Source organism: Micromonospora sp. MA102 (genome assembly GCF_025460765.1).
In the GTDB taxonomy this organism is placed as follows: domain Bacteria; phylum Actinomycetota; class Actinomycetes; order Mycobacteriales; family Micromonosporaceae; genus Micromonospora; species Micromonospora halotolerans.
Map to the genome: position 1 here is coordinate 76907 of NZ_JAMWEG010000010.1, position 20435 is coordinate 97341.

The window sequence follows — 20435 nt, forward strand, 5'->3', positions numbered from 1 at the left end:
CCGCCGGCGGCCGTTTCCTTCCCGGCAGCGCCGGGAAGGCCACCGGCGCAAGCGCAACCGACCAGGAACGAGGTGCGACGATGCGCAAGCAGATGGAGGGCGACAACCAGCGCCGCCGGGCTCTGGCCCGGGACGCCCGGGAACGCGGTCGGCTTCCCAGCCAGACCGGCGCCAGCCTGAGCGCGTCCAAGCAGATCACCTCGCTGGACCGACGCGAGCGGTCCGGCCCGCCGCCGGCCGGCCGGCGCAAGCCGGACACGACGCGCGGCGGTCCCGCCCCGCCGCCCGCGGCCGTGGCGGAGCGCCCGCGCCCGCTGCCCGACGAGCGGCCGGCCCGGGTGACCACGCTGGGCTACCGGGATCTCGTCGACGACGTGAGCCGGCGGGCCGGGGTGGACTTCGTCACCGCCAAGGTGGCGGCCGAGGCGACCGTGCTGGCGCTGGCCTGGGCGCTCGACGAGGCCGAGCGGGAGCGGCTGCTCGAGGCGGTGCCGGTGAAGCTGCACGACGTGGTGCCGGTGGACGGCATCGAGCGGCGGCGGGATCTGCCCGGCTTCCTGGCCGAGGTGGGCCGGCGCAGCCGCCTCACCCCGGAGCAGGCGCGGTACCAGGCCGAGGCGACCCTCGCGGCGCTGGCCGACGCGGACGGCGAACTGGTCGAGTCGCTGCGCGTACCGGACGGGTTGCGGGATCTGCTCGAGCCGCCGGAGCCCGGCGGCGGCCTGGTGGGTCCGACGTCCGCCACCGCCCCGCTGGACGAGCAGGAACTGCGCGCCGCGCTGGGCCGGTTGCCGTACTGGTCCAGCGACCGCCAGTCGCTGGTGCGCACCATCGAGCTCCCGAACGGCAACCTGGACCGGGTGCTCGACCGGCTCGACCAGCTCCGGGGCGAGACCGGGCGCGGCCCGCAGATCGGCCGTCCCGACCCGGACAACGCCGTGCTCACCGTGCGCAGCCAGCAGGTCGACGGGGTGACGGCGGCGGACGTGGACCTGGCCCGGCGGGTCGACGACGCGATCGACGAGGCCGGCGCCGGGATGGCCGCCGGCTGAGCCGCGGCCGGTCCGGGCCGGCGGGCGCCACGCCCGCCGGCCCGGGCTGCGCCGGGTACCGTTGCCGGCCGTGGACAGCGACGCCGACGCCCTGGAGATCGTCGTGGACCCGGCCCGCCCGACCGGCCGGACGCTGCTCGCCGCGGGGGTCGAACAGTCGTACGTCGACCTGGCGGACCCTCGCCACCTGCACTTCGAGTACGTACGGCGGATGGCCGCCGTGGTCGACCTGGCCGCCCCGCCGGGTCGGCCGTTGGCCGTCCTGCACCTGGGCGGCGGGGCGCTCACCCTGCCCCGCTGGCTGGCCGCCGCCCGGCCCGGCTCACCCCAGCGGGTGATCGAGCGGGACCCGGCGGTGGTCGAGCTGGTCCGCCGCGAGCTGCCCCCGGTGCCGCCCGAGGTGGTCGTCGAGATCGGCGACGCCCGGGACGCGGTCACCGCTTCGCCGGCCGGGGCTTACGACGTGGTGCTTGCCGACGTCTACCGGGCGGCCCGGATGCCCCGGCACGTGGCCAGCGTGGAGTTCGCCGCCGAGGTGGCCCGGGTGCTCCGCCCGGACGGCGTCCTCCTGGTCAACGTCACCGACCTGCCGCCGCTCGTGCACACCCGGACCCAGGTGGCCACCCTGCGGGCGGTCTTCGCCGACGTCCTACTGGTGGCCGACCGGCGGATGCTGCGTGGCCGGCGGTACGGCAACCTGGTCCTCGCCGCGTCCACCCGTCCCGACCGGCTGCCGGTACGCCGGCTCGTGGCCCGCGCCGCCGGTGACCCGGTGCCCGGGGGCGTACTGCACGGCGCGACGCTCGACGCGTTCGTCGCCGGCACCCGGCCGGCCACCGACGCGACGCTAACCGAGCGCTGACCGGCGGGGTTTCCACGCATCCGGTGCGGGTAGCCGCGCCGGATGAGCAGAGCCGACGACCGGTCCACCGCCCGCCGGGCGCTGATCGTGATCGGTCTGGTGCTCGCCACGCTGATCGTGCTGGCGCTGGTCTGGGCGACCCGGCGGGTGCTGGTCTGGGGCCTCGTCGCGGCGTTCTTCGCGGTGGCCCTGAACCCCCTGGTCGACCGGGTGGAACGGCGGCTGGTCCGGCGCCGGGCGCTGGCCACCCTGCTGGTCTTCCTGGCCACCTTCGTGCTGCTGGCCGCGCTCGGCGCGATGATCGTGCTGCCGCTGGCCGACGAGCTGGGCCGGTTCGCCGACCGGGCGCCGGGGCTGCTCCGCGAGGCGCGCGCCGGGCGGGGACCGGTCGGCGAGGTCCTCAACCGGTTCCACCTGCTCCGGTACGCCGACACCCACGCCGACCAGATCGAGCGCTACGGCTCCCGGCTCGGCCAGCCGGCGGTCGGGGTGCTCCGGGGCGTGCTGGAGATCGTCGCCGCGGTGCTCACCGTGGTGGTGCTGGCATACCTGATGGTGCTGGAAGCCCCGAAGATCATCGGGGGCACGCTCCAGCTGATCGGCGACGGCGCGGCGGAACGGCTGCGGCGCATCGGCCGGGACTCCTCCCGGATCATCACCGGCTACCTCAGCGGCAACCTGCTCATCAGCGTCATCTGCGGCGGCCTGACCTTCGCGGTGCTCTTCCTCGTCGGGGTGCCGTTCGCCGGGGTGATCGCCCTGGTGGTCGCACTGGCCGACCTGGTGCCGCTGGTCGGGGCCACCATCGGGGCGATCGTCGCGGCGGGGGCCGGGTTCCTGCACTCCCCCACGGCCGGCGTGGTGGTGCTGGTCTTCTTCGTGATCTACCAGCAGGTCGAGAACCACCTGCTGCAACCGGTCATCATGGCCCGCGCGGTCCGCCTGAACCCGTTGACCGTGCTGGTGAGCGTGCTGCTCGCCGCCGAGCTGGCCGGCCTGGTGGGTGCCCTGCTGGCCATCCCGATGGCCGGCATCGGGCAGGTGCTGCTGCGCGAGTTCGCGCGGACCGGCCGGCAGGCCCTGCCCGTCCCGGCGCCCGGGGGGCCGGACGCCGCGGCCGGCGGTCGGGCTCCCGGGGACGGGAAGCCGCCGCCGGCCGGCGGTTGAGCCGCGCGGACCGGAGTCAGCGGCGCCGCACCATCTCGGGCGACTCGCTCTCCAACGGCACCGCGTTCGCCGGGACCAGGCCGAGCTGCACGGCCGGCCGGGTCAGGGTGGCGTCGAGCAACCAGTCCGCGCCGACCCGCGCCCGGTTGCTCGGCATGGCGTAGAGGTGGTAGCCGCGGGTGACCGCCTTGGCCGGCAGGCCGCCCAGTGGCACGTGCAGCGGGTTGGCCGCCGCCTCCTTGCCGCCCAGGTCGACCACCCAGCCCAGGTCGCGGTGCTTGTACGTCTTCCGGGTGCCCTTCCCGTAGGAGGCGGCGATGTTGTGGGCCGCGAGCTTGCCCTGCCGCTGCGCGTGCTGGGCGGTCATGGCGCAGATCTGCCCGGGGCGGGTCGGATCGGGCACGGCCGCCGCGTCGCCGCAGGCGAACACCTCCGGGTAGCCGGGGACGTTCAGGTACTCGTCCACCACGAGGCGGCCCCGCTCGGTACGCAGCCCCAGTTCGGCCACGAACGGGTCGGGGCGCACCCCCACGCACCAGACCAGGCTGCACGTCGGGACGTACTCGCCGTCGGTGAGCAGCACCCCGTCCGGGGTGGCCTCGGAGACCGAGGTGCCCATGCGCACATCGACGCCGCGCCGGCGCAGCACCCGGTCGGCCGTGACGGACAGGCGCTGGTCCAGCTCGGGCAGCACGCGCGGGGCGACGTCCAGCAGCATCCAGCGGGGCCGCACCTTGAGGTGGGGTCGCTGGGCCATCAGCCGGTCGGTGAAGAGCTGGCCGTGCGCGGCGACCTCGGTGCCGGTGTAGCCCGCGCCGACCACCACGAAGGTGGTCCGGGACCGCTGCTCCGCCGGGTCCTCGGCCAGCTCGGCCAGCTCGATCTGGCGGACCACGTGGTCGTGCAGGTAGAGCGCCTCGGGCAGGCCCCGGAAGCCGTGCGCGTACTCGGTCACCCCGGGGATCGGCAGCAGCTTGTTCACGCTGCCCACGCAGAGCACCAGCCGGTCGTACGCGAGCTGGCCGTGGTCCCCCTCGACGGAGCGGTAGCCGACCCAGCGGTTCTGCAGGTCGACCCGGTCCGCCTCGCCGATCACCACGCGGACGCCGTCGAGGGTGCCGGCGAGCGGCACGGCGATCCGGGTGGGCTCGACCACGCCGGCGGCGACCTCGGGCAGCAGCGGCAGGTAGAGGAAGTAGTCGGTCGTGTTCAGCACGACGATCTCAGCCCGCTTGCCGGCCAGCCGGCTCAACGTCTTCGCCGCGTGGTATCCGGCGAACCCGGCCCCCACGATCACCACACGAGGTTTCGTCATGCCTGCTGCCGTTCCCGTCGAGGACCCCGACAAACGTGGCGTCAGGAGGGGGCGATCCGGACGTATCCCGTCCGGCCGACCGCCTCGAGGTCCCAGCAGCGGCCGAAGGCGCGGACCCGCTCGGCGGTGATCCGGCCCAGCTCGGGCGGCACGTCCGGGTCGAGCTGCAACCGCCCGTCGACCGGGTTGAGGTCGAGCATGGCCCGGACCAGGGCCAGCGGGGCGCCGGCCGCCCAGGCCTGCGGGCTGCACGCGGTCGGGTACGGCACGGCGAACATGGTCCGGTGCCGCGAGTACCCACTGAGCGCCTCCGGCAGCCGGTAGCCGAACTGCTCGGCCACGTCGAGCAGGGCCAGGGCGACCCGGTTGGCCTCGGCCCGGTAGCCGTAGCGGACCAGCCCGAGCGCCGCGATCGAGTTGTCGTGCGGCCACACCGTGCCGAGGTGGTAGCCGAGGGCGTTGTACGGCCGGTCCTCGCGGGACAGGGTGCGGATGCCCCAGCCGGAGAACATGTCCTCGTGCATGAGCTGGCGCACCACCGCGCCGGCGCGCTCGGGCGGGACGATGCCGCTCCACAGCAGGTGGCCCATGTTGGAGGTCTTCGAGTCGATCGGGGTCTTGTCGCCGTCGAGGCCGACCGCGTAGAAGCCGCCCCGCTCGTCGAGCCAGAAGTCCCGGTTGAACCGCTCGTAGAGCCGGGCGGCGTCGGCGCGCAGCCGGGCGGCCAGCGACGCGTCGGCCAGCGGGCCGTCCGCCAACTCGGCCAGGCGCAGCTTCGCGTCGTAGGTGTAGCCCTGGATCTCGCAGGTGGCGATCGGCAGCACCGGGATCCGGCCGTCGGAGAAGCAGACCCCGTCCGGGGAGTCCCGCCAGCACTGGTTGCCCAGCCCTTCCGGCGAGCGGGTGGCGTACTCGACGTAGCCGTCGCCGTCCCGGTCGCCGTAGGTGTCGATCCAGTGCAGCGCGGCGAGCGCGTGCTCGCGCAGGCGGCGGACGAGGTCGTCGTCCCGGCTCCACCGCCAGTACTCGGACAGCAGGATTAACCAGAGCTGGGTGGCGTCCGCCGTCCCGTAGTACGGGGTGTACGGCTTGGCTCCGGTGCGGGTCAGTTCGCCGCTGCGCACCTCGTGGAGGATGCGGCCGGGCTCCTCGTCGGTGAAGTCGTCGCACCGGGTGCCCTGGAGCCGGGCGAGTGCCAGCAGCGCGCCCTGGGCCAGGCCCGGCCCGGCCACCAGCGTCTGGTAGGCGGTGATCAGGGTGTCCCGGCCGAACACGGTCAGGAACCATGGCAGCCCGGCGCCGGGCAGCATGACCCGCTGGCCCTTGACCTCCAGGTCGAGCCGGAGCGCGGCCAGGTCGTGACGGGACCGGCGGGTGATCCGTTCCAGCACCGGGTTGTCGCTGTCCAGCATCGCGCGGGTTTCCATCCAGCGACGCAGCGGGTCATCGGCCCGCCGGTGCAGCACCTCCGCGATGTCACCGCGCACGGGCTCCACGACGCCCAGTCCCGGCGGCAGCGGCACCTCCAGGTCCACCTGCCAGCCCTCACGGGGGTCCAGTTCGACCTGCCAGACCAGATCGTCGCCGTCGATCCGGTCCGGCGGCCGGCTGGAGCGCAGCTCGGTGGCGGCCGTGAAGCCGTCCCGGTCGTACCGGAAGAAGAGCGTGGAGCCGTCGGCGCCGTGCCGGCGGACGATGTCGGCGGAGCGGTCCCGCACCCCGGATTTGACCTCGAACAGGTCGGCGAAGTCCGCGGCGACGGCCAGCCGGACCTCGAACCGGACCGGTTCGGTGCAGAACGACACGAATTCGATGCGCTCGTGGAACCCGTCGCCGACGTAGCGCAGCCGGCGGGCGGTCAGGCTGTCCGGCGGCAACCCGGGCAGCTCGGGATTGGTGAGCATGAACTGGGCGGAGTAGTGGTCGATGGTCTCCGAGCGCAGCACCGGAAACCGGTGCCCGTCGATGGTCAGCACCCAGCCACTGACCAACCGGGTGTCCAGGTGGACCAGCCCGCCGATGCTGCCCGGGGGCACGTCTCCGGCGGGGTCGGAGTACATGAAGGTAGGCCCGCTGAGCACCGCGAGCGACTCGGGCCCCAGTTCGGGCGGGACGGCTCGCTGGTCGCCGGGTCCGGTGGTGACCGCCAGGCCGGGGTTCGGGTTGGCGGGGGTCGGACGCGCGACAGCCATGCCGCCCACCGTAGGAGGAGGGCGGGCGAGTCCCGCCTCACCCGTTCCGGGTGAATTCCGGTCATCAATCATTGCCTATATGGACAACTGTCACGATCGCGGGCGAGGATGCCCTGATGGGAACCAACGAGACCGCCGGGGGCCGGCCCACAAGGTCCACCCGGCGCACCTTCCTCACCGCCTCCGCCGCGGCCACGGCCGCCACCGTCGCCGTGCCCCTGACCGCCACGCCGGCCACCGCCGGCGGCACCCACACGCCGCCCGGCCCCGGGCACCCCGTCCGGCCCCAGCCGCCGGGCCGCGACCTGACCGCGCTGCTGCGCGAGATCGACCGGGACCGCATCGAGGCCACCGTCCGCCGGCTCGCCGCGTTCGGCACCCGGCACACGCTCTCCGCCCAGGACGATCCGGTACGCGGGATCGGCGCCGCCCGGGACTGGATCCACACCCAGCTCACCGGGTACGCCGGCGCCTCCGGCGGCCGGATGACCGTCGCACTCCAGTCGTACGTCCAGCAGCCCGCCTCCCGCATCCCGACTCCCACCACCATCACCAACGTGGTGGCCACCCTGCGCGGCGACACCGCACCGGGTCGCGTCTACGTGATCACCGGCCACTACGACTCGCGCGCGACCGACGTGATGGACGCGGTCAGCGACGCCCCGGGCGCCGACGACGACGCCTCCGGCGTGGCGGTCGTGATGGAACTGGCCCGGGTGCTGGCCACCCGGCGCACCGAGGCCACCATCGTCCTCGCCGCGGTGGCCGCCGAGGAGCAGGGGCTGTACGGCTCGGCGTACCTGGCCGGGCAGCTCAAGGCCGCCGGGGTGGACGTCCAGGCCATGTTCAGCAACGACATCGTCGGGAGCAGCACCGCCGACGACGGCACCCGCGACCCGCGGACCGTCCGGCTCTTCGCCGAGGGCGTGCCGACCGCCGAGACCCCGGCCGAGGCGAGTGTGCGCCAGTCCGTCGGCGGCGAGAACGACTCCCCGTCCCGGCAGCTCGCCCGGTTCGTGTCGGACGTGGCCGACAACGGCGCGACCGGGATGCGGGTCCGGGTGATCTACCGGCGGGACCGCTACCTGCGCGGCAGCGACCACATCTCGTTCCTGCGCGAGGGCTGGCCGGCCGGCCGGTTCACCGAACCCAACGAGGACTTCGCCCACCAGCACCAGGACGTCCGGGTGATCGACGGCGTCCAGTACGGCGACCTGCCGGAGTTCTGCGACTTCGACTACATCACCCGGGTGGCCCGGGTGAACGCGGCGACGCTGTGGTCCCTCGCGCAGGCGCCGGGCACCCCGAAAGGGGTCACCGTCGTCACCACCAACCTGACCAACGACACCACCCTGCGGTGGCAGCGCGGCACCGAACCGGACCTCGCCGGCTACGAGGTGGTGTGGCGGGAGACCACCGCCCCCGCGTGGCAGAAGGTGCTGCCGGTAGGCGACGTCACCGAGGTGACCATCGACCTGTCCAAGGACAACGTGTTCTTCGGCGTCCGGGCGGTGGACCGGGCGGGGCACCGCAGCCCGGTGGCGTTCCCCAGGCCGGGCAGCTGACCCGGCGAGGCGACGAGACCGGTGGCGGCCGCCGTTGGGGCGGCCGCCACCGCGCCGTCAGCCCCGCCCCGGCTCCGGCGCGGTGATCGCCCAGCGCTCGTGGTCGCGCCAGGCGCCGTCGACGAACAGGTAGTCCGGCGAGAAGCCCTCCCGCCGGAACCCGAGCCGCTGGGCCAGCTTCTTCGACAGCTCGTTGCCGGGCTGGATGTTCGCCTCCAGCCGGTGCAGCCCCAGCGCGGTGAACGCGTGCTCGACCACCAGCCGGACCCCGGCCGAGGCGTGCCCGGTGCCGGCGTACGGCAGGAAGGCGGCGTAGCCCAGGTAGCCGCCGCGCAGGGCGCCCATCACGATGCCGCTGATGTTCGCGTACCCGGCGATCTCGCCGGTGGCCCGGTCGCAGAGCAGGTACCCGGTGCTGTTCCGCGCCCGGATCTTGCGCAGGTAGGCGGCGTACCGCTCGGCGTCGTCGGGCGCGGCGAGCCACGGGTGGTGCAGGTCGCGGCTGCGCCGGGCGGCGGCGATGAACTCCGCCTCGTCGGCGGGACGGGGACGGCGGATCGCGACGCGGCCGTCGCTGCGTAGGTACCTCACGGTGATCCACTCTCGGTCACCCGCCCGCCCGATGTCCAACCGGGGTCGCGCCGCCCGCCGGGGTGTCCTAGCGTGGCACCCGAGGACGGGAGGTCGATCATGAGGACTGCTCCACTCGGCACGGTGCTGGTTCCCGCTTCGCCGGTGGGCGACCCGGTGTCCTGACCTGACCGGCGCGGTCTCCGCGCCCACCCGGCGCTTTTCGCCGGCCCGACACCGCCACCCTCATCGCGAAGCGATCCGGTGATCCGCCCTGCGCGGGTCCCGACGTCCCGGCGTGCCCGCACGCCACCACATCGCTTCCGAGGGAGTTCCTCGTGTTTCCGGACGACCCGTCCGGGTGCCGCGTCGCACCCGGACCACGTACCCCTGCCCGGTGGCCGGCATGACGGCCACCCGTCCCGCCGACCGGCTCGGCCCCGACTTCCGGCGGCTCTGGACCGCCTCCGCCGTCTCCAACCTCGGCGACGGCATCACCCTGGTGGCCGCGCCGCTGCTGGTCGCCTCGCTCACCCCGGACCCGGCGGCGGTGGCCGCGGCGGCGCTCGCCCCGCAACTCCCGTGGCTGCTCCTCGCCCTGGTCAGCGGAGCGCTCGTGGACCGGCTCGACCGCCGCCGGCTGGTCGTCGCGGTCAACCTGGGTCGGGCCCTGGTGCTGGCCGCGCTGGCCGGGACCGTGCTCGCCGGGGTGGCCACGGTGCCTCTGATCTGCCTCGCGTTCTTCCTCACCGGTGTCGGCGAGACCCTGGCCGACACCGCGGCCGGGGCGCTGCTGCCGTCGGTGGTGCCCGCCGATCGCCTGGAGCAGGCCAACAGCCGGCTCTCCGCCACCTTCGTGATCGGCAACCAGTTCGTGGCAAAGCCGCTCGGGGCGTACCTCTTCGTGTGCGCGGCGGCGCTGCCGTTCGGGGTCGACGCGGCCAGCTTCGGGCTGGCCGCGCTGCTGCTGGCCCTGCTGCGCCGGCGACCCGTCCCGTCCGCGGAGCCGCGGACGCCCGCTGCTCCGCGCCGGTCGCTGCGGGCCGACGTGCTGGAAGGTGTACGCGCGCTGTGGGCCGTGCCGGTGCTGCGCACCCTGGCCGGCTGCATCGCCGTCATGAACGTCGCCTTCTGCGCCGCGTTCGCCGCCTTCGTGCTGTACGCCCGCCAGCGGCTCGGCCTCGCCGAGGTCGGGTACGGGCTGCTGCTGACCGCCTTGGCGCTCGGCGGGCTGGCCGGCAGCGCGCTGGCCACCCGGCTGCGCGCCCGGTTCGGCACCCCCGCGCTGCTGCGGGTCGGCCTGCTGATCGAGGTCGGGCTCCAACTCGTCCTGGCCGGCACCCGAAGCCCGGCGGTCGCCGGCGTGGCGCTGTGCGTGTGGGGCGGGCACGCCATGGTCTGGGGCGTGCTGGTCGTGTCGCTGCGGCAGCGCCTCGTGCCGGACCGGCTGCACGGCCGGGTGACCAGCGTCTACGCCCTGGCCGACCTGGGTGGGGCGGCGCTGGGCACCGCCACGGGCGGCGTCCTGGCCCGGGCGACCGGGAGCATCCTGGCGCCGTTCTGGCTGGCCGCGGCGGCACTCACGGTGCTCACCGTGCTGGTGTGGCGCCGGCTGGGCGACACCGGGCGCTGATCCGCCCGGCGCCGGTGGGGAGGCCGTCCGGTCTCCCCACCGGCATCCCCCAACCGCCTCCTCTCGGTCACCTCGGCGTCATGTCGGTGTCGCCGCGCCGACCGATGCCTCCAGCAGGTTGGGGTCACGCCGGAGCGGCCGGCCGACCAGCGGAGGACCAGCAGTGGCACACGACGAGGCGACACCGCCGCGCCGCGGCCGGATCGTCATGCTCGTCGACAACAAGGTCGAGGGCGACTCCCGGGTGCAGAAGATCGCCCGGTCCGCCGCCGAGGCCGGATGGAACGTCACCCTGCTCGGCCGCTCCCCGGACGGCGTCGAGCGGACCTGGCGGCTGGGCGCCGCCGAGGTGCGGCTGCTGCCGGTCCCGGAGCCGCTGCACCGGCGCCGCCATGAGTTCCGCCGCTCGCTGCGGTGGCCGCTGGCGTACCGGTCGGACGGCGTCGCCGAGCACCGGGCCCAGTGGGTCCGGGCCTGGCGGGCCGACCTGGCCGTCCGCGACGCCCTGGTGGCGCGGCGGGCCGCCGACGGCGAGCTGGCCGGCGCGCGGCTGGGCCGGGCGCGGCGCGCGCTGCGCCGGCGGGAGGTCGCCGCCCGGCTGCTCGACCGCTGGGTGTGGCTGCGCACGAAGATGATGAACCGGGTCCGGTACGGCCGCCGCTTCCGGGGACCGTGGGACCGGGCCTACACGCTGTTCTGGCAGCTCGTCCAGGGTGACCGGGCGTGGCGGCGGCTGGAGCCGGGGCTCTGGGACTTCGAGCTGGCGTACGGCCCCGAGGTGGACCGGCTGCGCCCGGACCTGATCCACGCGCACGACTTCCGGATGCTCGGCGTCGGCGCCCGCGCCAAGATCCGGGCCGCCGGCCAGGGCCGCCGGATCGCGCTGGTCTGGGACGCCCACGAGTTCCTCCCCGGGATCAAGCCGTGGCGGGACCACGCGCGCTGGCTGCCCGCCCACCGGGCCCACGAGCGGGAGTACGCCCCGCACGCCGACGCGGTGCTCACCGTCTCGGCGGACCTGGCCGAGCTGCTGCGCCGCGAGCACCGGCTCGCCGAGACGCCGGGCGTGCTGCTCAACGCCCCCGCCGACGAGCACCGCCCGGCCGACGACGCGCCGCCGCCGGACCTGCGGGCCGAGTGCGGGCTCGCCCCCGACGTGCCGCTGGTGGTCTACAGCGGCGCGGCGGCCCCGCAGCGCGGCCTGGACACGCTGGTCGAGGCGTTGCCGCGGCTGCCGGGCGTGCACCTCGCGCTGGTGGTCAACCCGGCGCTGCGGTACGTCGAGCGGCTCGCCGAACGGGCCGCCCGGCTCGGCGTCGCCGACCGGCTGCACGTGCTGCCGTACGTGCCGCACTGGCAGGTGGTGCCGTTCCTGTCCGGCGCCGACGTCGGCGTGATCCCGATCCACCACTGGCCCAACCACGAGATCGCCCTGATCACCAAGTTCTTCGAGTACGCGCACGCGCGGCTGCCGGTGGTGGTCAGCGACGTGCGGACCATGGCGGCGACGGTGCGGGAGACCGGCCAGGGCGAGGTGTTCCGGGCCGGCGACGTCGACGACCTCGTCCGCGCGGTGACCGCCGTGCTGGCCGACCCCGCCCGGCACCGCGCCGCGTACGACCGGCCGGGCCTGCTCGCCGCCTGGACCTGGTCGGCGCAGGCCGAGGTGCTGGAGGCGGCGTACCGCCGGCTGCTGCCCGACGCCCCGCCCCCGCCCGACACGGACCCGTCCGAATCGTCGACTTCCCGAGGAGCGCTCCGGTGCCCACCCCAGACGTGAGCGTCGTCATCCCGGTCTACAACACCCGGCCCTACCTGCGGGCCTGCCTGAACTCGCTGCTGCGCCAGACGATCGGCCGCGACCGCCTGGAGATCGTGGCGGTGGACGACGGCTCCACCGACGGCAGCGGCCGGCTGCTGGACCGGCTCGCCGCCCGCCACCCCGGCACCGTCAAGGTGCTCCACCAGGCCAACTCCGGCGGCCCGGCCGCACCCTGCAACCGCGGCCTGGAGGTGGCGACCGGCCGGTACGTCTTCTTCCTCGGCTCCGACGACCACCTCGGCCCCGAGGCCCTGGAACGGCTGGTCGCCGCCGCCGACCGGTACGGCTCGGACGTGGTCCTCGGCAAGGTGGTCGGGGTCAACGGCCGGCACGTCTTCTCCGACGTCTTCGCCGCCGGCAACGCGGTCGACGTGAGCCTGTTCGACTCCGCGTTGCCCTGGTCGCTGGCGAACACCAAGCTGTTCCGCCGGGACCTCGTGGACCGGCTCGGGCTGCGCTTCCCCGAGGACATGCCGGTGCTCAGCGACCAGCCGTTCACCCTCGCCGCCTGCTACCACGCCCGGCGGATCTCGGTGCTCGCCGACTACGACTACTACCACGCGGTGCGCCGCCTGGACGCCCGCAACATCACCTACCACAGCCGCGTCGACAAGCGCCTGGTCAGCGTGGAGCGGCTGTTCGCCTTCGTGGCCGGGCTGATCCCGGCCGGACCGCGGCGGGACGCGGTGCTGCGCCGGCACGTCGGGCTGGAGCTGGCCAACCTGGTCGGCGACGACTTCCGCCGCCTGGACCGCGCCGCGCAGGAGCGGGTGCACGCGGCGGTGCGCCGCCTCGTCGAGCGGTACGTCACCGACGGGCTCCGCGACCGGCTCGACATCGAGGCCCGCCTGCGGCTGGGCGCGGTGACCGCCGGGGGCGTCGACGAGCTGCTGGCGATCATCGAGCAGGACGCCGAGCGGGGCGTCCCGGCCACGGTGGTGGCCGACGGCCGCTGGCACGCCGGCTACCCGGGCACGCCGGCCGACTGGACCGACGTCACCGAGGTACGCGCCGACTGGCTGGCCCGGCTGGACACCGTGACGGTGAGCTGGACGGACGGCCACACGCTCGCGGTGACCACGCGCAGCCCGTACCCCCGCTTCGCCGCGGAGGCGGGACCGGTGCGGCTGGTGGCCGGCCCGGTCACCGGCACCACCCTGCTGGACGCCACCGACCCGACCGGCCGGACGGTGCGGACCGACTTCCCCGTCGACCGGCTCCTCGCCGGCAGCGCGGCCAGCGGCCAGCGCCACCCGGTGCGGGCGGAGGTCGACGGGGGCCACGGCCGGGGCAGCGCCCCGGTCCGCGCGCCCCGGCTCGCCGCCGGCCGCCCCCGGCTGCTGCGCCAGGGCGCCCGCCTGTACGGGATCGCCGCGACCGTCGACCCGCGCAACGGCCAGCTCGTGCTGTCGGTGGTGCCGGTGACCGCCGGGCAGCTGGTCAGCCGCCTGCGCCGGCGGTGGCGGCGGACCGCGCCGGCCGCCGCCCGCCCGGTCCCGGCGCCGGCCCGGCCGGCGGGCGCCCCGGCGCCGCTCAACCCGACGAACCACGCCGAGCCGACCCCCAGCCAGGTGGGTCAACTCACCGTCGCGTCCTGAGCCGCGGACCCGGTCGCTCGCGGCGGCGTCAGAGCGGGCGGGGGTGCGGCTGGTCGAGGGCCATGGGCACCTGGAGGAACGTCGTGCCGCGCAGGTCGAGCCAGGCCCGGTCGGGAGCGCGGACCAGGCGCACCATCACCTCGGAGCACACCGGGCAGCGTCCGATCAGCCCGGGCGCGTGCGAGTAGACGTGCAGCCCCGCCACCGGTCCGGTCATGCCGCAGTGGTCGCAGCGCCCGGTGGCGGAGCTCAGGTCGACCGCGAAGAGGTCGCGCAGCGGCCCGTCGAGCATGTTGCCGTCCAGGTAGGACATGTCGGTCATGCGCTCTCCTCGGGTGGTCAGCCGGTCGGGCCGAACCGCTCGGTCTTCACCCGCCGGGTCGGATGGCCCAGCCCGACCAGCAGGTCCGCCACGGTCTCCACGAAGCCGGTGGGGCCGCAGACGTAGCAGAGCGGCTCCAGGTCGGGCGGCCAGCCGTGGCTGTTCACGTCGGCAAGGCCAATCCGGTGCGGCTCCCCCCGCCAGCCCTCCGGCGCCGCCCGGGTGTAGACGTACGCGACGTCGAGGCCCTGGTCGTCGCGGGTGCGGCGGCGCAGCTCGTCGGCGTAGATGACGTCGTCGGGGGTGCGCACCGAGTAGATGAGCCGGAACGGCGCCCGGCTGCCGGCGGCCCGCCGGGCCCGGACCATCGCCATCAGCGGCACCACGCCGGAACCGCCGGCGACCAGCAGCACCGGCGCGCTCTCGTCGGTGCGCCAGACGAACCAGCCGCCGACCGGCCCGCGCACCTCCACCGGGTCGCCCTCGGCGTAGGTGTCGGTGAGGTACGGCGACACCTCCCCGTCGGGCACCCGCTGCACGGTCACCGCGATCCGCTCCCCCTCGGCCGGCCCAGCCAGCGAGTACGAGCGGGCCGCCTGGTAACCGTCGGCGGCGGTGAGCCGGATGTCGAGGTGCTGCCCGGGCTCGTGTCCCGGCCAGCCGGGCACGTCCAGCACCAGGGTCTGCGCGCTCGGTGTCTCGACCCGCCGCTCCACCAGCCGGGCGACGCGCCAGGTCAGGGGGGCGACCATCCGGCCGCCGGTCGTCGGGGCGGCCACCTCAGTCGCCCTGGTAGCGCTGCTCACGCCACGGGTCGCCGTAGTCGTGGTAGCCGGCGGTCTCCCAGAAGCCCGGCTGGTCGTCGGCGAACAGCCGGACCCCGCGCACCCACTTGGCCGACTTCCAGAAGTAGAGGTGCGGCACGAGCAGCCGGGCCGGGCCGCCGTGCTCGGCCGGCAGCGGGCCCCCCTCGTAGGTGTGGACCACCCAGGCCCGGCCGCCCCGCAGGTCGTCCAGCGGCACGTTGGTGGTGTAGCCGCCGTACGAGTGGGCCAGCGCGTACCGGGCGGCGGTGTCGACGCCGTCGAGCAGGGTGTCCAGCGACACCCCCTGCCAGTCGGTGCCCAGCTTCGACCAGCGGGTGACGCAGTGGATGTCCACGTGCGGCGTCTCCTGCGGCAGGCCCATCAGCTCGTCCCAGGACCAGCGGTACTCGGCGCCCGTCTCCGTGGTGAGCACGAACTCCCAGGTGTCCAGCGGCACCCGGGGTGTCGGCCCGGCGGAGAGCACCGGGAAGTCCTGGGTGAGGTACTGGCCCGGCGGCAGGGCCGGTTCGGCCGTACGGGGCCGGCCCTGAAAGCCTGGCGAGACGATTCCCACGCGTCAGTCGTACCACCTGCGGTGGGTCGGGGCCACGGGTTCGGCCGGGTCACTGCCGCTCGACGACGACCTGCCGCTCGCCGGGGGCGCGGTCGCGGGTGGCGCGCAGGCTGGTCAGCGTCACGATCACCAGGATGCCGATGATGACGCCGAGCGAGGCCAGGGTGGGGATCTGCGGCACCCCGGGCCAGATGCCGTGCGCCCAGTGCAGGCCCAGCTTGAGGCCGATGAAGGCCAGGATGGCGGCCAGGCCGTAGCTGAGGTGCACGAGGCGGCTCAGGGCGGCGTGCAGGACGAAGTAGAGCGCGCGCAGACCGAGCAGGGCGAAGGCGTTGGTGGCGAAGACCAGGTAGGGGTCCTCGGTGATGCCGTAGACGGCGGGCACCGAGTCGACGGCGAAGACCACGTCGGTGGCGAGCACCGCGACCACCACGAGGGCGAACGGGGTGAGCGCCCGCCGGCCGTTCCGCCGGATGGTCATCCTCGGGCCGTGGTACTCGTCGACCACCGGCATGACCTTGCGCAGCAGCCGGACCGACCGCATCTTGTCGATGTCGACCTCCTGCTCGTGCCCGGTGAGGGCGTCACGCAGCAGCTTGACCGCGGTGGCGACCAGGATGAGCGCGAAGAGCAGGAAGGCGAAGTCGAGGGTCTGCAGGGCGGCGGCGCCCAGGGCGATGAAGATCGCGCGCAGCACCAGCGCGCCGGCGATGCCGTAGAGCAGCACCCGCTGGGCCAGCACGGCGGGCACCGCGAACGCGGCCAGCAGCAGCATGAAGACGAAGAGGTTGTCGACCGAGAGCGACTTCTCCACCAGGTAGCCGGTGAGATACTGGACGCCCTGCTCCGAGCCGTAGCGACCCCACACCCAGGCGCCGAAGGCCAGCGGCAGGGCGACGTAGAAGGCCGACCAGCCCAGCGCCTCCTTCAGGGAGACCTCGTGCGGCTTCCGGGTGACCAGGAAGTCCAGCACCAGCAGCGCCAGCACGCCGGCGATGGTCACCGCCCAGAGGGTGGGGGTGCCGACCGACGACAACTCGGCGGCGGACAGGTATGACAACTCGGTCATGGAGCCTCCTCGAACACGGTGCCATGTCCGAGGTCTCCTTCACCCACCGATCGTGGGCAACCACCCGAGGCGGACCCGGGGCCCGCCGTACTGACCGGAATGGTTCGTGGGAAGTACTCCCCTCGCGGCTCCAAGGTTAGGGCAACCTCAACCCGCGCGCCAAGTCTCGGCGCCGATGATTGCCCTGGTCAACCGCTGTGCGAGACGATGGGGCGTGGTGCCCCGCCGGCCGGGGCCCTATGGTGGCGCGATGAGCAGTCAGGGGCCGCTGACCGGCGTACGGGTGATCGAGCTGGCCGGCATCGGCCCCGGGCCGTTCGCCGCCATGATGCTCGCCGACCTCGGCGCGGACGTGGTGCGGGTGGACCGGATCGGCGGTGGCGGCTTCGGCGACGTCCCGGGCGACCTGCTGAACCGCAACCGCCGGTCGGTCGCCGTCGACCTCAAGACGCCCGAGGGACGCGAGGTGGTGCTCGCCCTGGTCGTTGGGGCGGACGCGCTGATCGAGGGCTTCCGGCCCGGGGTCACCGAGCGGCTCGGCCTCGGCCCGGACGACTGCCGCGCCGCGAACCCCCGCCTGGTTTACGGGCGGATGACCGGCTGGGGGCAGGACGGCCCGCTCGCCCACACGGCCGGCCACGACATCGACTACCTGGCGCTGACCGGCGCGCTGCACGGCGTCGGCCGGGCCGGCGAACGCCCGGTGCCGCCCATGAACCTGCTCGGCGACTTCGGCGGCGGCGGGATGATGCTGGCCCTCGGCGTCGTGGCGGCGCTGTACGCGGTCCGCGCCGGCGCGCCCGGCCAGGTGGTCGACGCGGCCATCGTGGACGGCGTGTCGGTGCTGTCCACCCAGATCCACGCGCTGCGCCGCGCCGGCATGTGGCAGGACCCGCGCGGGGTGAACCTGCTCGACGGCGGCGCGCCCTTCTACGACACCTACGAGTGCGCCGACGGGCGGCACCTCGCGGTCGGCGCCCTGGAGCCGCGGTTCTACGACGAGCTGGTCCGGCTCACCGGTTTCCCGCTCGACGGCGACGAGGCCCCCGACCGGCACGACCCGGCGAACTGGCCGGCGCTGCGGGCGGCCTGGGCGCGGCTGTTCCGCACCCGCACCCGCGACGAGTGGGCCGCGCTGCTGGCCGGCACCGACGCCTGCGTGGCGCCGGTGCTCGACTGGGCCGAGGCCCCGGAGCACCCGCACCTGGCCGCCCGGGAGGTCTTCGTCGCGCCCGACGGGGTTACCCAGCCGGCACCCGCGCCGCGCTTCTCGGCCACCCCCACCTCCGTACGCCGGCCGCCGCCGCGGCCCGGTGAGCACACCGACGAGCTGCTGGCCGAGGCCGGTCTCGACACCGCCCGGATCGACGCCCTGCGCGCCGCCGGCACGGTCGCCTGACGGGCGGCCGGGTCAGCGGCGGGTGGCGCCGGGCGCCAGGGCGGGTTCCACCATGTCCCGGTAGTCGCGGGGCATCTGGACCACCACGTCGTCGAACTCCCCACCGGTGACCGCCTCGCGCAGGGTGACGAACACCGCGCACACCGCCTCCCGGGCGAGGTTGCCGTCCACCCCGGCGCGCCGGCTCACCCGGGCCACGAACTCGGCCGCGCCGAACCGGTCCGCCGCCTCGGTGGCCGGGTGCGGCTTGAGCACCCGTTGCAGCTCCTTCGGGAGCTGCGCGGCGAGGTCCAGCACCTCACCCCCGGTCAGCCGCTCGGTCAGCGTCTCCAGCGTGGCCCGGGTCAGTTCGGCGGCCCGCTCCGGCGCCGTCCGGGCCCGCCCGGCCACCCGGTCGACGAAGGTCTGGTAATCCATCGGTGTACCCCCTCAGGGCTGCTCACGCGCCCCGCGGCGTACCCGCCCGGGCGGGTCGGAAACTGCCGCATTTTCCGCCCCACGGGTGCGTGACCGGCGCGGCGCCGGGTAACCGCCGCCGGTCGTGACCGCAACTACAGGCGCGAGGAGCCCGACCCATGGCGAGTTACACCGACGTCCTCGAGTACCTGTCCGCGCTGGACTACCCGGCCGGCAAGGACGACGTCATCCAGGAGGCCGAACGGGAGGGCGCGCCGCCGGAGGTGTTGAAGGCGCTGCGGGCGCTGCCGCCGGTGGACTACGCCAACGGCACCGAGGTGGCCCGCTCGGCGGGTATCGACGCCGCCCCCGAGGTGGGCCGCTCCCAGCGCGCCGCGCAGGCCCGGGAGCCGCACACGCGGGTTTCACAGCACCTGCGCGGCATCTGACCGCGCCCGGTGCCCCGCCCGACGGCCGCGCGGGTCCACGAGCACATCCCGGCGGCGGTCCAGCTCGTGGTGATGGCGCTGGTCGGCGTCTTCGCCGCCGCTGCCGCCGCCGCCATGCTCGCACCGGTCCTCGCTCCGCTCGTCGGCTGGGACGGCGCCGCGTTGAGCTGGCTCATCCTCCAGTGGGGGCGGCTGTCCCGGCTGGACGCGGTCCGGACCGCACGGTTGGCGAAGCTTGAGGATCCCAACCGGGCGACACGCGACGCCCTGCTGCTGGCCGCCTGCCTGGCCAGCCTGCTGGCGGTCGGCCTGGTGCTGACCACCGCGCACAACGTCCCGCCCGGACTGCCCCGGGACCTCTACGGAGGGCTCGGTGTGCTGAGCATCCTGGTGTCCTGGTTCGTGGTGCACACCGTCTTCACCACCCGGTACGCCCGCCTGTACTACAGCGGCGAGCCGGGCGGGATCGACTTCCACCAGGCCGAGCCGCCCTGCTTCTCCGACTTCGCCTACGTCGGCTTCACGGTCGGCGCGACCTTCCAGGTCTCCGACACCGACCTGTCCAGCTCCGAGATGCGCCGCACGGCGCTGCGGCACCTGCTGCTGTCCTACCTGTTCGGCGCGGTCATCATCGCCGCCACGGTGAACCTGCTCGCCAGCCTCGCCCAGTGAGCGCGCCCCGGGTAGGCCCCCCAGGCAGGCGGGCGCCCCGGGTCACGAACCGCGACCTGGGGCGCCACGCAGCACCTGTCCCCGCCGGTCCGCGCCCGAACCGGGTCGCGACCGACAGGCGGTGGATGTTCGCCCGAACCGGGCGGGCATCGCTGCCACGATCATCATACGACAGGGCATCAGCCGAACGGGTGAGTATCGCGTTATTGTGGCCCGCGGCACGTCCCGCTCCCGACGACGACCCCGGCTCGGCGCGTCATCCGCCGCGCCGCGACCTGGAACCGTCGGCCGTCACCTCGGCGTACCGCTTCTCCAGATCCACCCGCGCCAGCGCCCCGACCAGCCAGGCCAGGCGCTCCGACTCGCCGCTGCCGGCCAGCCCCGCCAGGTCGTCGGCGGAGCGGCCCAGCCCCAACCGGCGGGCCGCCGCGAGCGCCCGCCGGTCGGCCACCGGCGCCACCTCGCGCCACACCGCCTGCACCTCGCGGAGGAACAGGTCCGCGACCTCGTCGTCCACACCGGGCAGCCCGGTCAGCAACCGCCGCTCCCGGCCCGGATCCTGGTGCGCCTCGGTGCGCAGCCGGCGCAGGTCCCCCCGGTACGCGTCGACCACGTTCTGCGCCAGGTCACCGAGCGTGGCGGCCAGCGCGTCCACATCACCGCGCTGGCCCGCGGCGCGCAGCACACGGACCCGGTCGGCGTGCAACGAACGGGCGAGCCGGGCCGCGCTGTCCCAGCCGGCGTCCCGCAACCCCGTCGCCGCGTCGATCGCCTTGTGGAAGTCGCCCCGCCGGGCCAGCAGAACGGACAGGTAGAGCACCTGGAACAGCTGGGACGGGTTGTTCGTGACCCGGAACCCGTACCGTTCGGCGAACCCCCGGTCCCCGGCGAGCCGGCGGACCAGCCGCTTCTTGTCCTCGATACTGGAAATCGCACTGGTGGTGGGCATGCCCGCCGTCTACCCGGGGCGGG

The 20435-nt window shown here is 74.8% G+C and carries 19 protein-coding genes; 10 read left to right on the forward strand and 9 right to left on the reverse strand.

Translation table 11 applies throughout. The features are described 5' to 3' along the window. Nucleotides 1–80: 80 nt before the first annotated feature. The 3 genes from NFX44_RS20850 (at nt 81) to NFX44_RS20860 (ending at nt 3081) form a co-directional block, all read left to right on the forward strand. The gene (locus tag NFX44_RS20850; protein WP_262285242.1) at nt 81–1052 is read left to right on the forward strand and encodes a DUF2267 domain-containing protein; all 972 of its coding nucleotides are present in this window, start codon (nt 81–83) and stop codon (nt 1050–1052) included. A 70-nt stretch (nt 1053–1122) separates the two neighbouring features. Next, nucleotides 1123–1914 carry a spermidine synthase gene (locus NFX44_RS20855; RefSeq protein WP_262285243.1) on the forward strand — a complete coding sequence of 264 codons (792 nt, stop codon included), beginning with the start codon at nt 1123–1125 and terminating at the stop codon, nt 1912–1914. Between the two features lie 42 nt (nt 1915–1956). After that, on the forward strand, nt 1957–3081 hold the full coding sequence (locus NFX44_RS20860) for an AI-2E family transporter (RefSeq protein WP_262285244.1): 1125 nt from the start codon (nt 1957–1959) through the stop codon (nt 3079–3081). 16 nt (nt 3082–3097) lie between these two features. Here NFX44_RS20860 and NFX44_RS20865 read toward each other — a convergent pair whose 3' ends face one another. Both NFX44_RS20865 and NFX44_RS20870 read right to left on the reverse strand, forming a co-directional pair. Then, nucleotides 3098–4396, reverse strand: coding sequence for an NAD(P)/FAD-dependent oxidoreductase (locus NFX44_RS20865; protein ID WP_262285245.1), 1299 nt, complete (start codon nt 4394–4396; stop codon nt 3098–3100). Between the two features lie 41 nt (nt 4397–4437). After that, nucleotides 4438–6588, reverse strand: a complete 2151-nt coding sequence (locus NFX44_RS20870) for a glycogen debranching N-terminal domain-containing protein (protein WP_262285246.1) — start codon at nt 6586–6588, stop codon at nt 4438–4440. A gap of 116 nt (nt 6589–6704) precedes the next feature. Here NFX44_RS20870 and NFX44_RS20875 point away from each other — a divergent pair, with 116 nt between their 5' ends. After that, nucleotides 6705–8153, forward strand: a complete 1449-nt coding sequence (locus NFX44_RS20875) for a M20/M25/M40 family metallo-hydrolase (RefSeq protein ID WP_262285247.1) — start codon at nt 6705–6707, stop codon at nt 8151–8153. A 57-nt stretch (nt 8154–8210) separates the two neighbouring features. Here NFX44_RS20875 and NFX44_RS20880 read toward each other — a convergent pair whose 3' ends face one another. Further along, nucleotides 8211–8744 carry a GNAT family N-acetyltransferase gene (locus NFX44_RS20880; protein ID WP_262285248.1) on the reverse strand — a complete coding sequence of 178 codons (534 nt, stop codon included), beginning with the start codon at nt 8742–8744 and terminating at the stop codon, nt 8211–8213. Between the two features lie 385 nt (nt 8745–9129). On the opposite strand from NFX44_RS20880, the gene NFX44_RS20885 reads away from it, so the two are divergent. The 3 genes from NFX44_RS20885 to NFX44_RS20895 all read left to right on the forward strand — a co-directional run bounded on the left by NFX44_RS20885 (nt 9130) and on the right by NFX44_RS20895 (nt 13776). After that, a complete protein-coding gene (locus NFX44_RS20885) occupies nt 9130–10356 on the forward strand; it encodes an MFS transporter (protein WP_262285249.1) in 1227 nt (408 codons plus the stop codon). A 208-nt stretch (nt 10357–10564) separates the two neighbouring features. After that, nucleotides 10565–12136, forward strand: coding sequence for a glycosyltransferase family 4 protein (locus tag NFX44_RS20890; RefSeq protein ID WP_262285373.1), 1572 nt, complete (start codon nt 10565–10567; stop codon nt 12134–12136). After that, nucleotides 12118–13776, forward strand: coding sequence for a glycosyltransferase family 2 protein (locus tag NFX44_RS20895; RefSeq protein ID WP_262285250.1), 1659 nt, complete (start codon nt 12118–12120; stop codon nt 13774–13776). Before NFX44_RS20890 ends, NFX44_RS20895 begins: the two co-directional genes overlap by 19 nt. A 28-nt stretch (nt 13777–13804) precedes the next feature. Here the strand turns inward: NFX44_RS20895 and NFX44_RS20900 are convergent, their stop codons facing one another. Genes NFX44_RS20900 through NFX44_RS20915 form a run of 4 tightly spaced genes read right to left on the reverse strand, consistent with a single transcriptional unit; the run spans nt 13805 to nt 16547 of the window. Continuing rightward, nucleotides 13805–14098, reverse strand: coding sequence for a DUF6510 family protein (locus tag NFX44_RS20900; RefSeq protein ID WP_262285251.1), 294 nt, complete (start codon nt 14096–14098; stop codon nt 13805–13807). 17 nt (nt 14099–14115) lie between these two features. After that, nucleotides 14116–14877: a ferredoxin reductase gene (locus NFX44_RS20905; protein WP_262285252.1), complete on the reverse strand. Its 762-nt coding sequence runs from the start codon at nt 14875–14877 to the stop codon at nt 14116–14118. A 1-nt stretch (nt 14878) separates the two neighbouring features. After that, nucleotides 14879–15478 (reverse strand): molybdopterin-dependent oxidoreductase, encoded by a 600-nt coding sequence (locus tag NFX44_RS20910; protein ID WP_262285253.1) that lies wholly within the window; start codon nt 15476–15478, stop codon nt 14879–14881. Nucleotides 15479–15527: 49 nt separating this feature from the next. Then, on the reverse strand, nt 15528–16547 hold the full coding sequence (locus NFX44_RS20915) for a TerC family protein (protein WP_262285254.1): 1020 nt from the start codon (nt 16545–16547) through the stop codon (nt 15528–15530). A gap of 250 nt (nt 16548–16797) precedes the next feature. Here NFX44_RS20915 and NFX44_RS20920 point away from each other — a divergent pair, with 250 nt between their 5' ends. Next, nucleotides 16798–17946 carry a CaiB/BaiF CoA-transferase family protein gene (locus NFX44_RS20920; RefSeq protein ID WP_262285255.1) on the forward strand — a complete coding sequence of 383 codons (1149 nt, stop codon included), beginning with the start codon at nt 16798–16800 and terminating at the stop codon, nt 17944–17946. Between the two features lie 12 nt (nt 17947–17958). Here the strand turns inward: NFX44_RS20920 and NFX44_RS20925 are convergent, their stop codons facing one another. Continuing rightward, complete coding sequence (locus NFX44_RS20925) at nt 17959–18363, reverse strand: DUF2267 domain-containing protein (protein WP_262285256.1); 405 nt, start codon at nt 18361–18363, stop codon at nt 17959–17961. 158 nt (nt 18364–18521) lie between these two features. On the opposite strand from NFX44_RS20925, the gene NFX44_RS20930 reads away from it, so the two are divergent. Both NFX44_RS20930 and NFX44_RS20935 read left to right on the forward strand, forming a co-directional pair. Continuing rightward, a complete protein-coding gene (locus NFX44_RS20930; protein ID WP_151465257.1) occupies nt 18522–18791 on the forward strand; it encodes a DUF2795 domain-containing protein in 270 nt (89 codons plus the stop codon). Between the two features lie 9 nt (nt 18792–18800). Further along, nucleotides 18801–19463 carry a DUF1345 domain-containing protein gene (locus NFX44_RS20935; RefSeq protein WP_262285257.1) on the forward strand — a complete coding sequence of 221 codons (663 nt, stop codon included), beginning with the start codon at nt 18801–18803 and terminating at the stop codon, nt 19461–19463. 256 nt (nt 19464–19719) lie between these two features. Here the strand turns inward: NFX44_RS20935 and NFX44_RS20940 are convergent, their stop codons facing one another. Continuing rightward, nucleotides 19720–20412, reverse strand: coding sequence for a hypothetical protein (locus tag NFX44_RS20940; protein ID WP_262285258.1), 693 nt, complete (start codon nt 20410–20412; stop codon nt 19720–19722). Between the last annotated feature and the right edge of the window lie 23 nt (nt 20413–20435).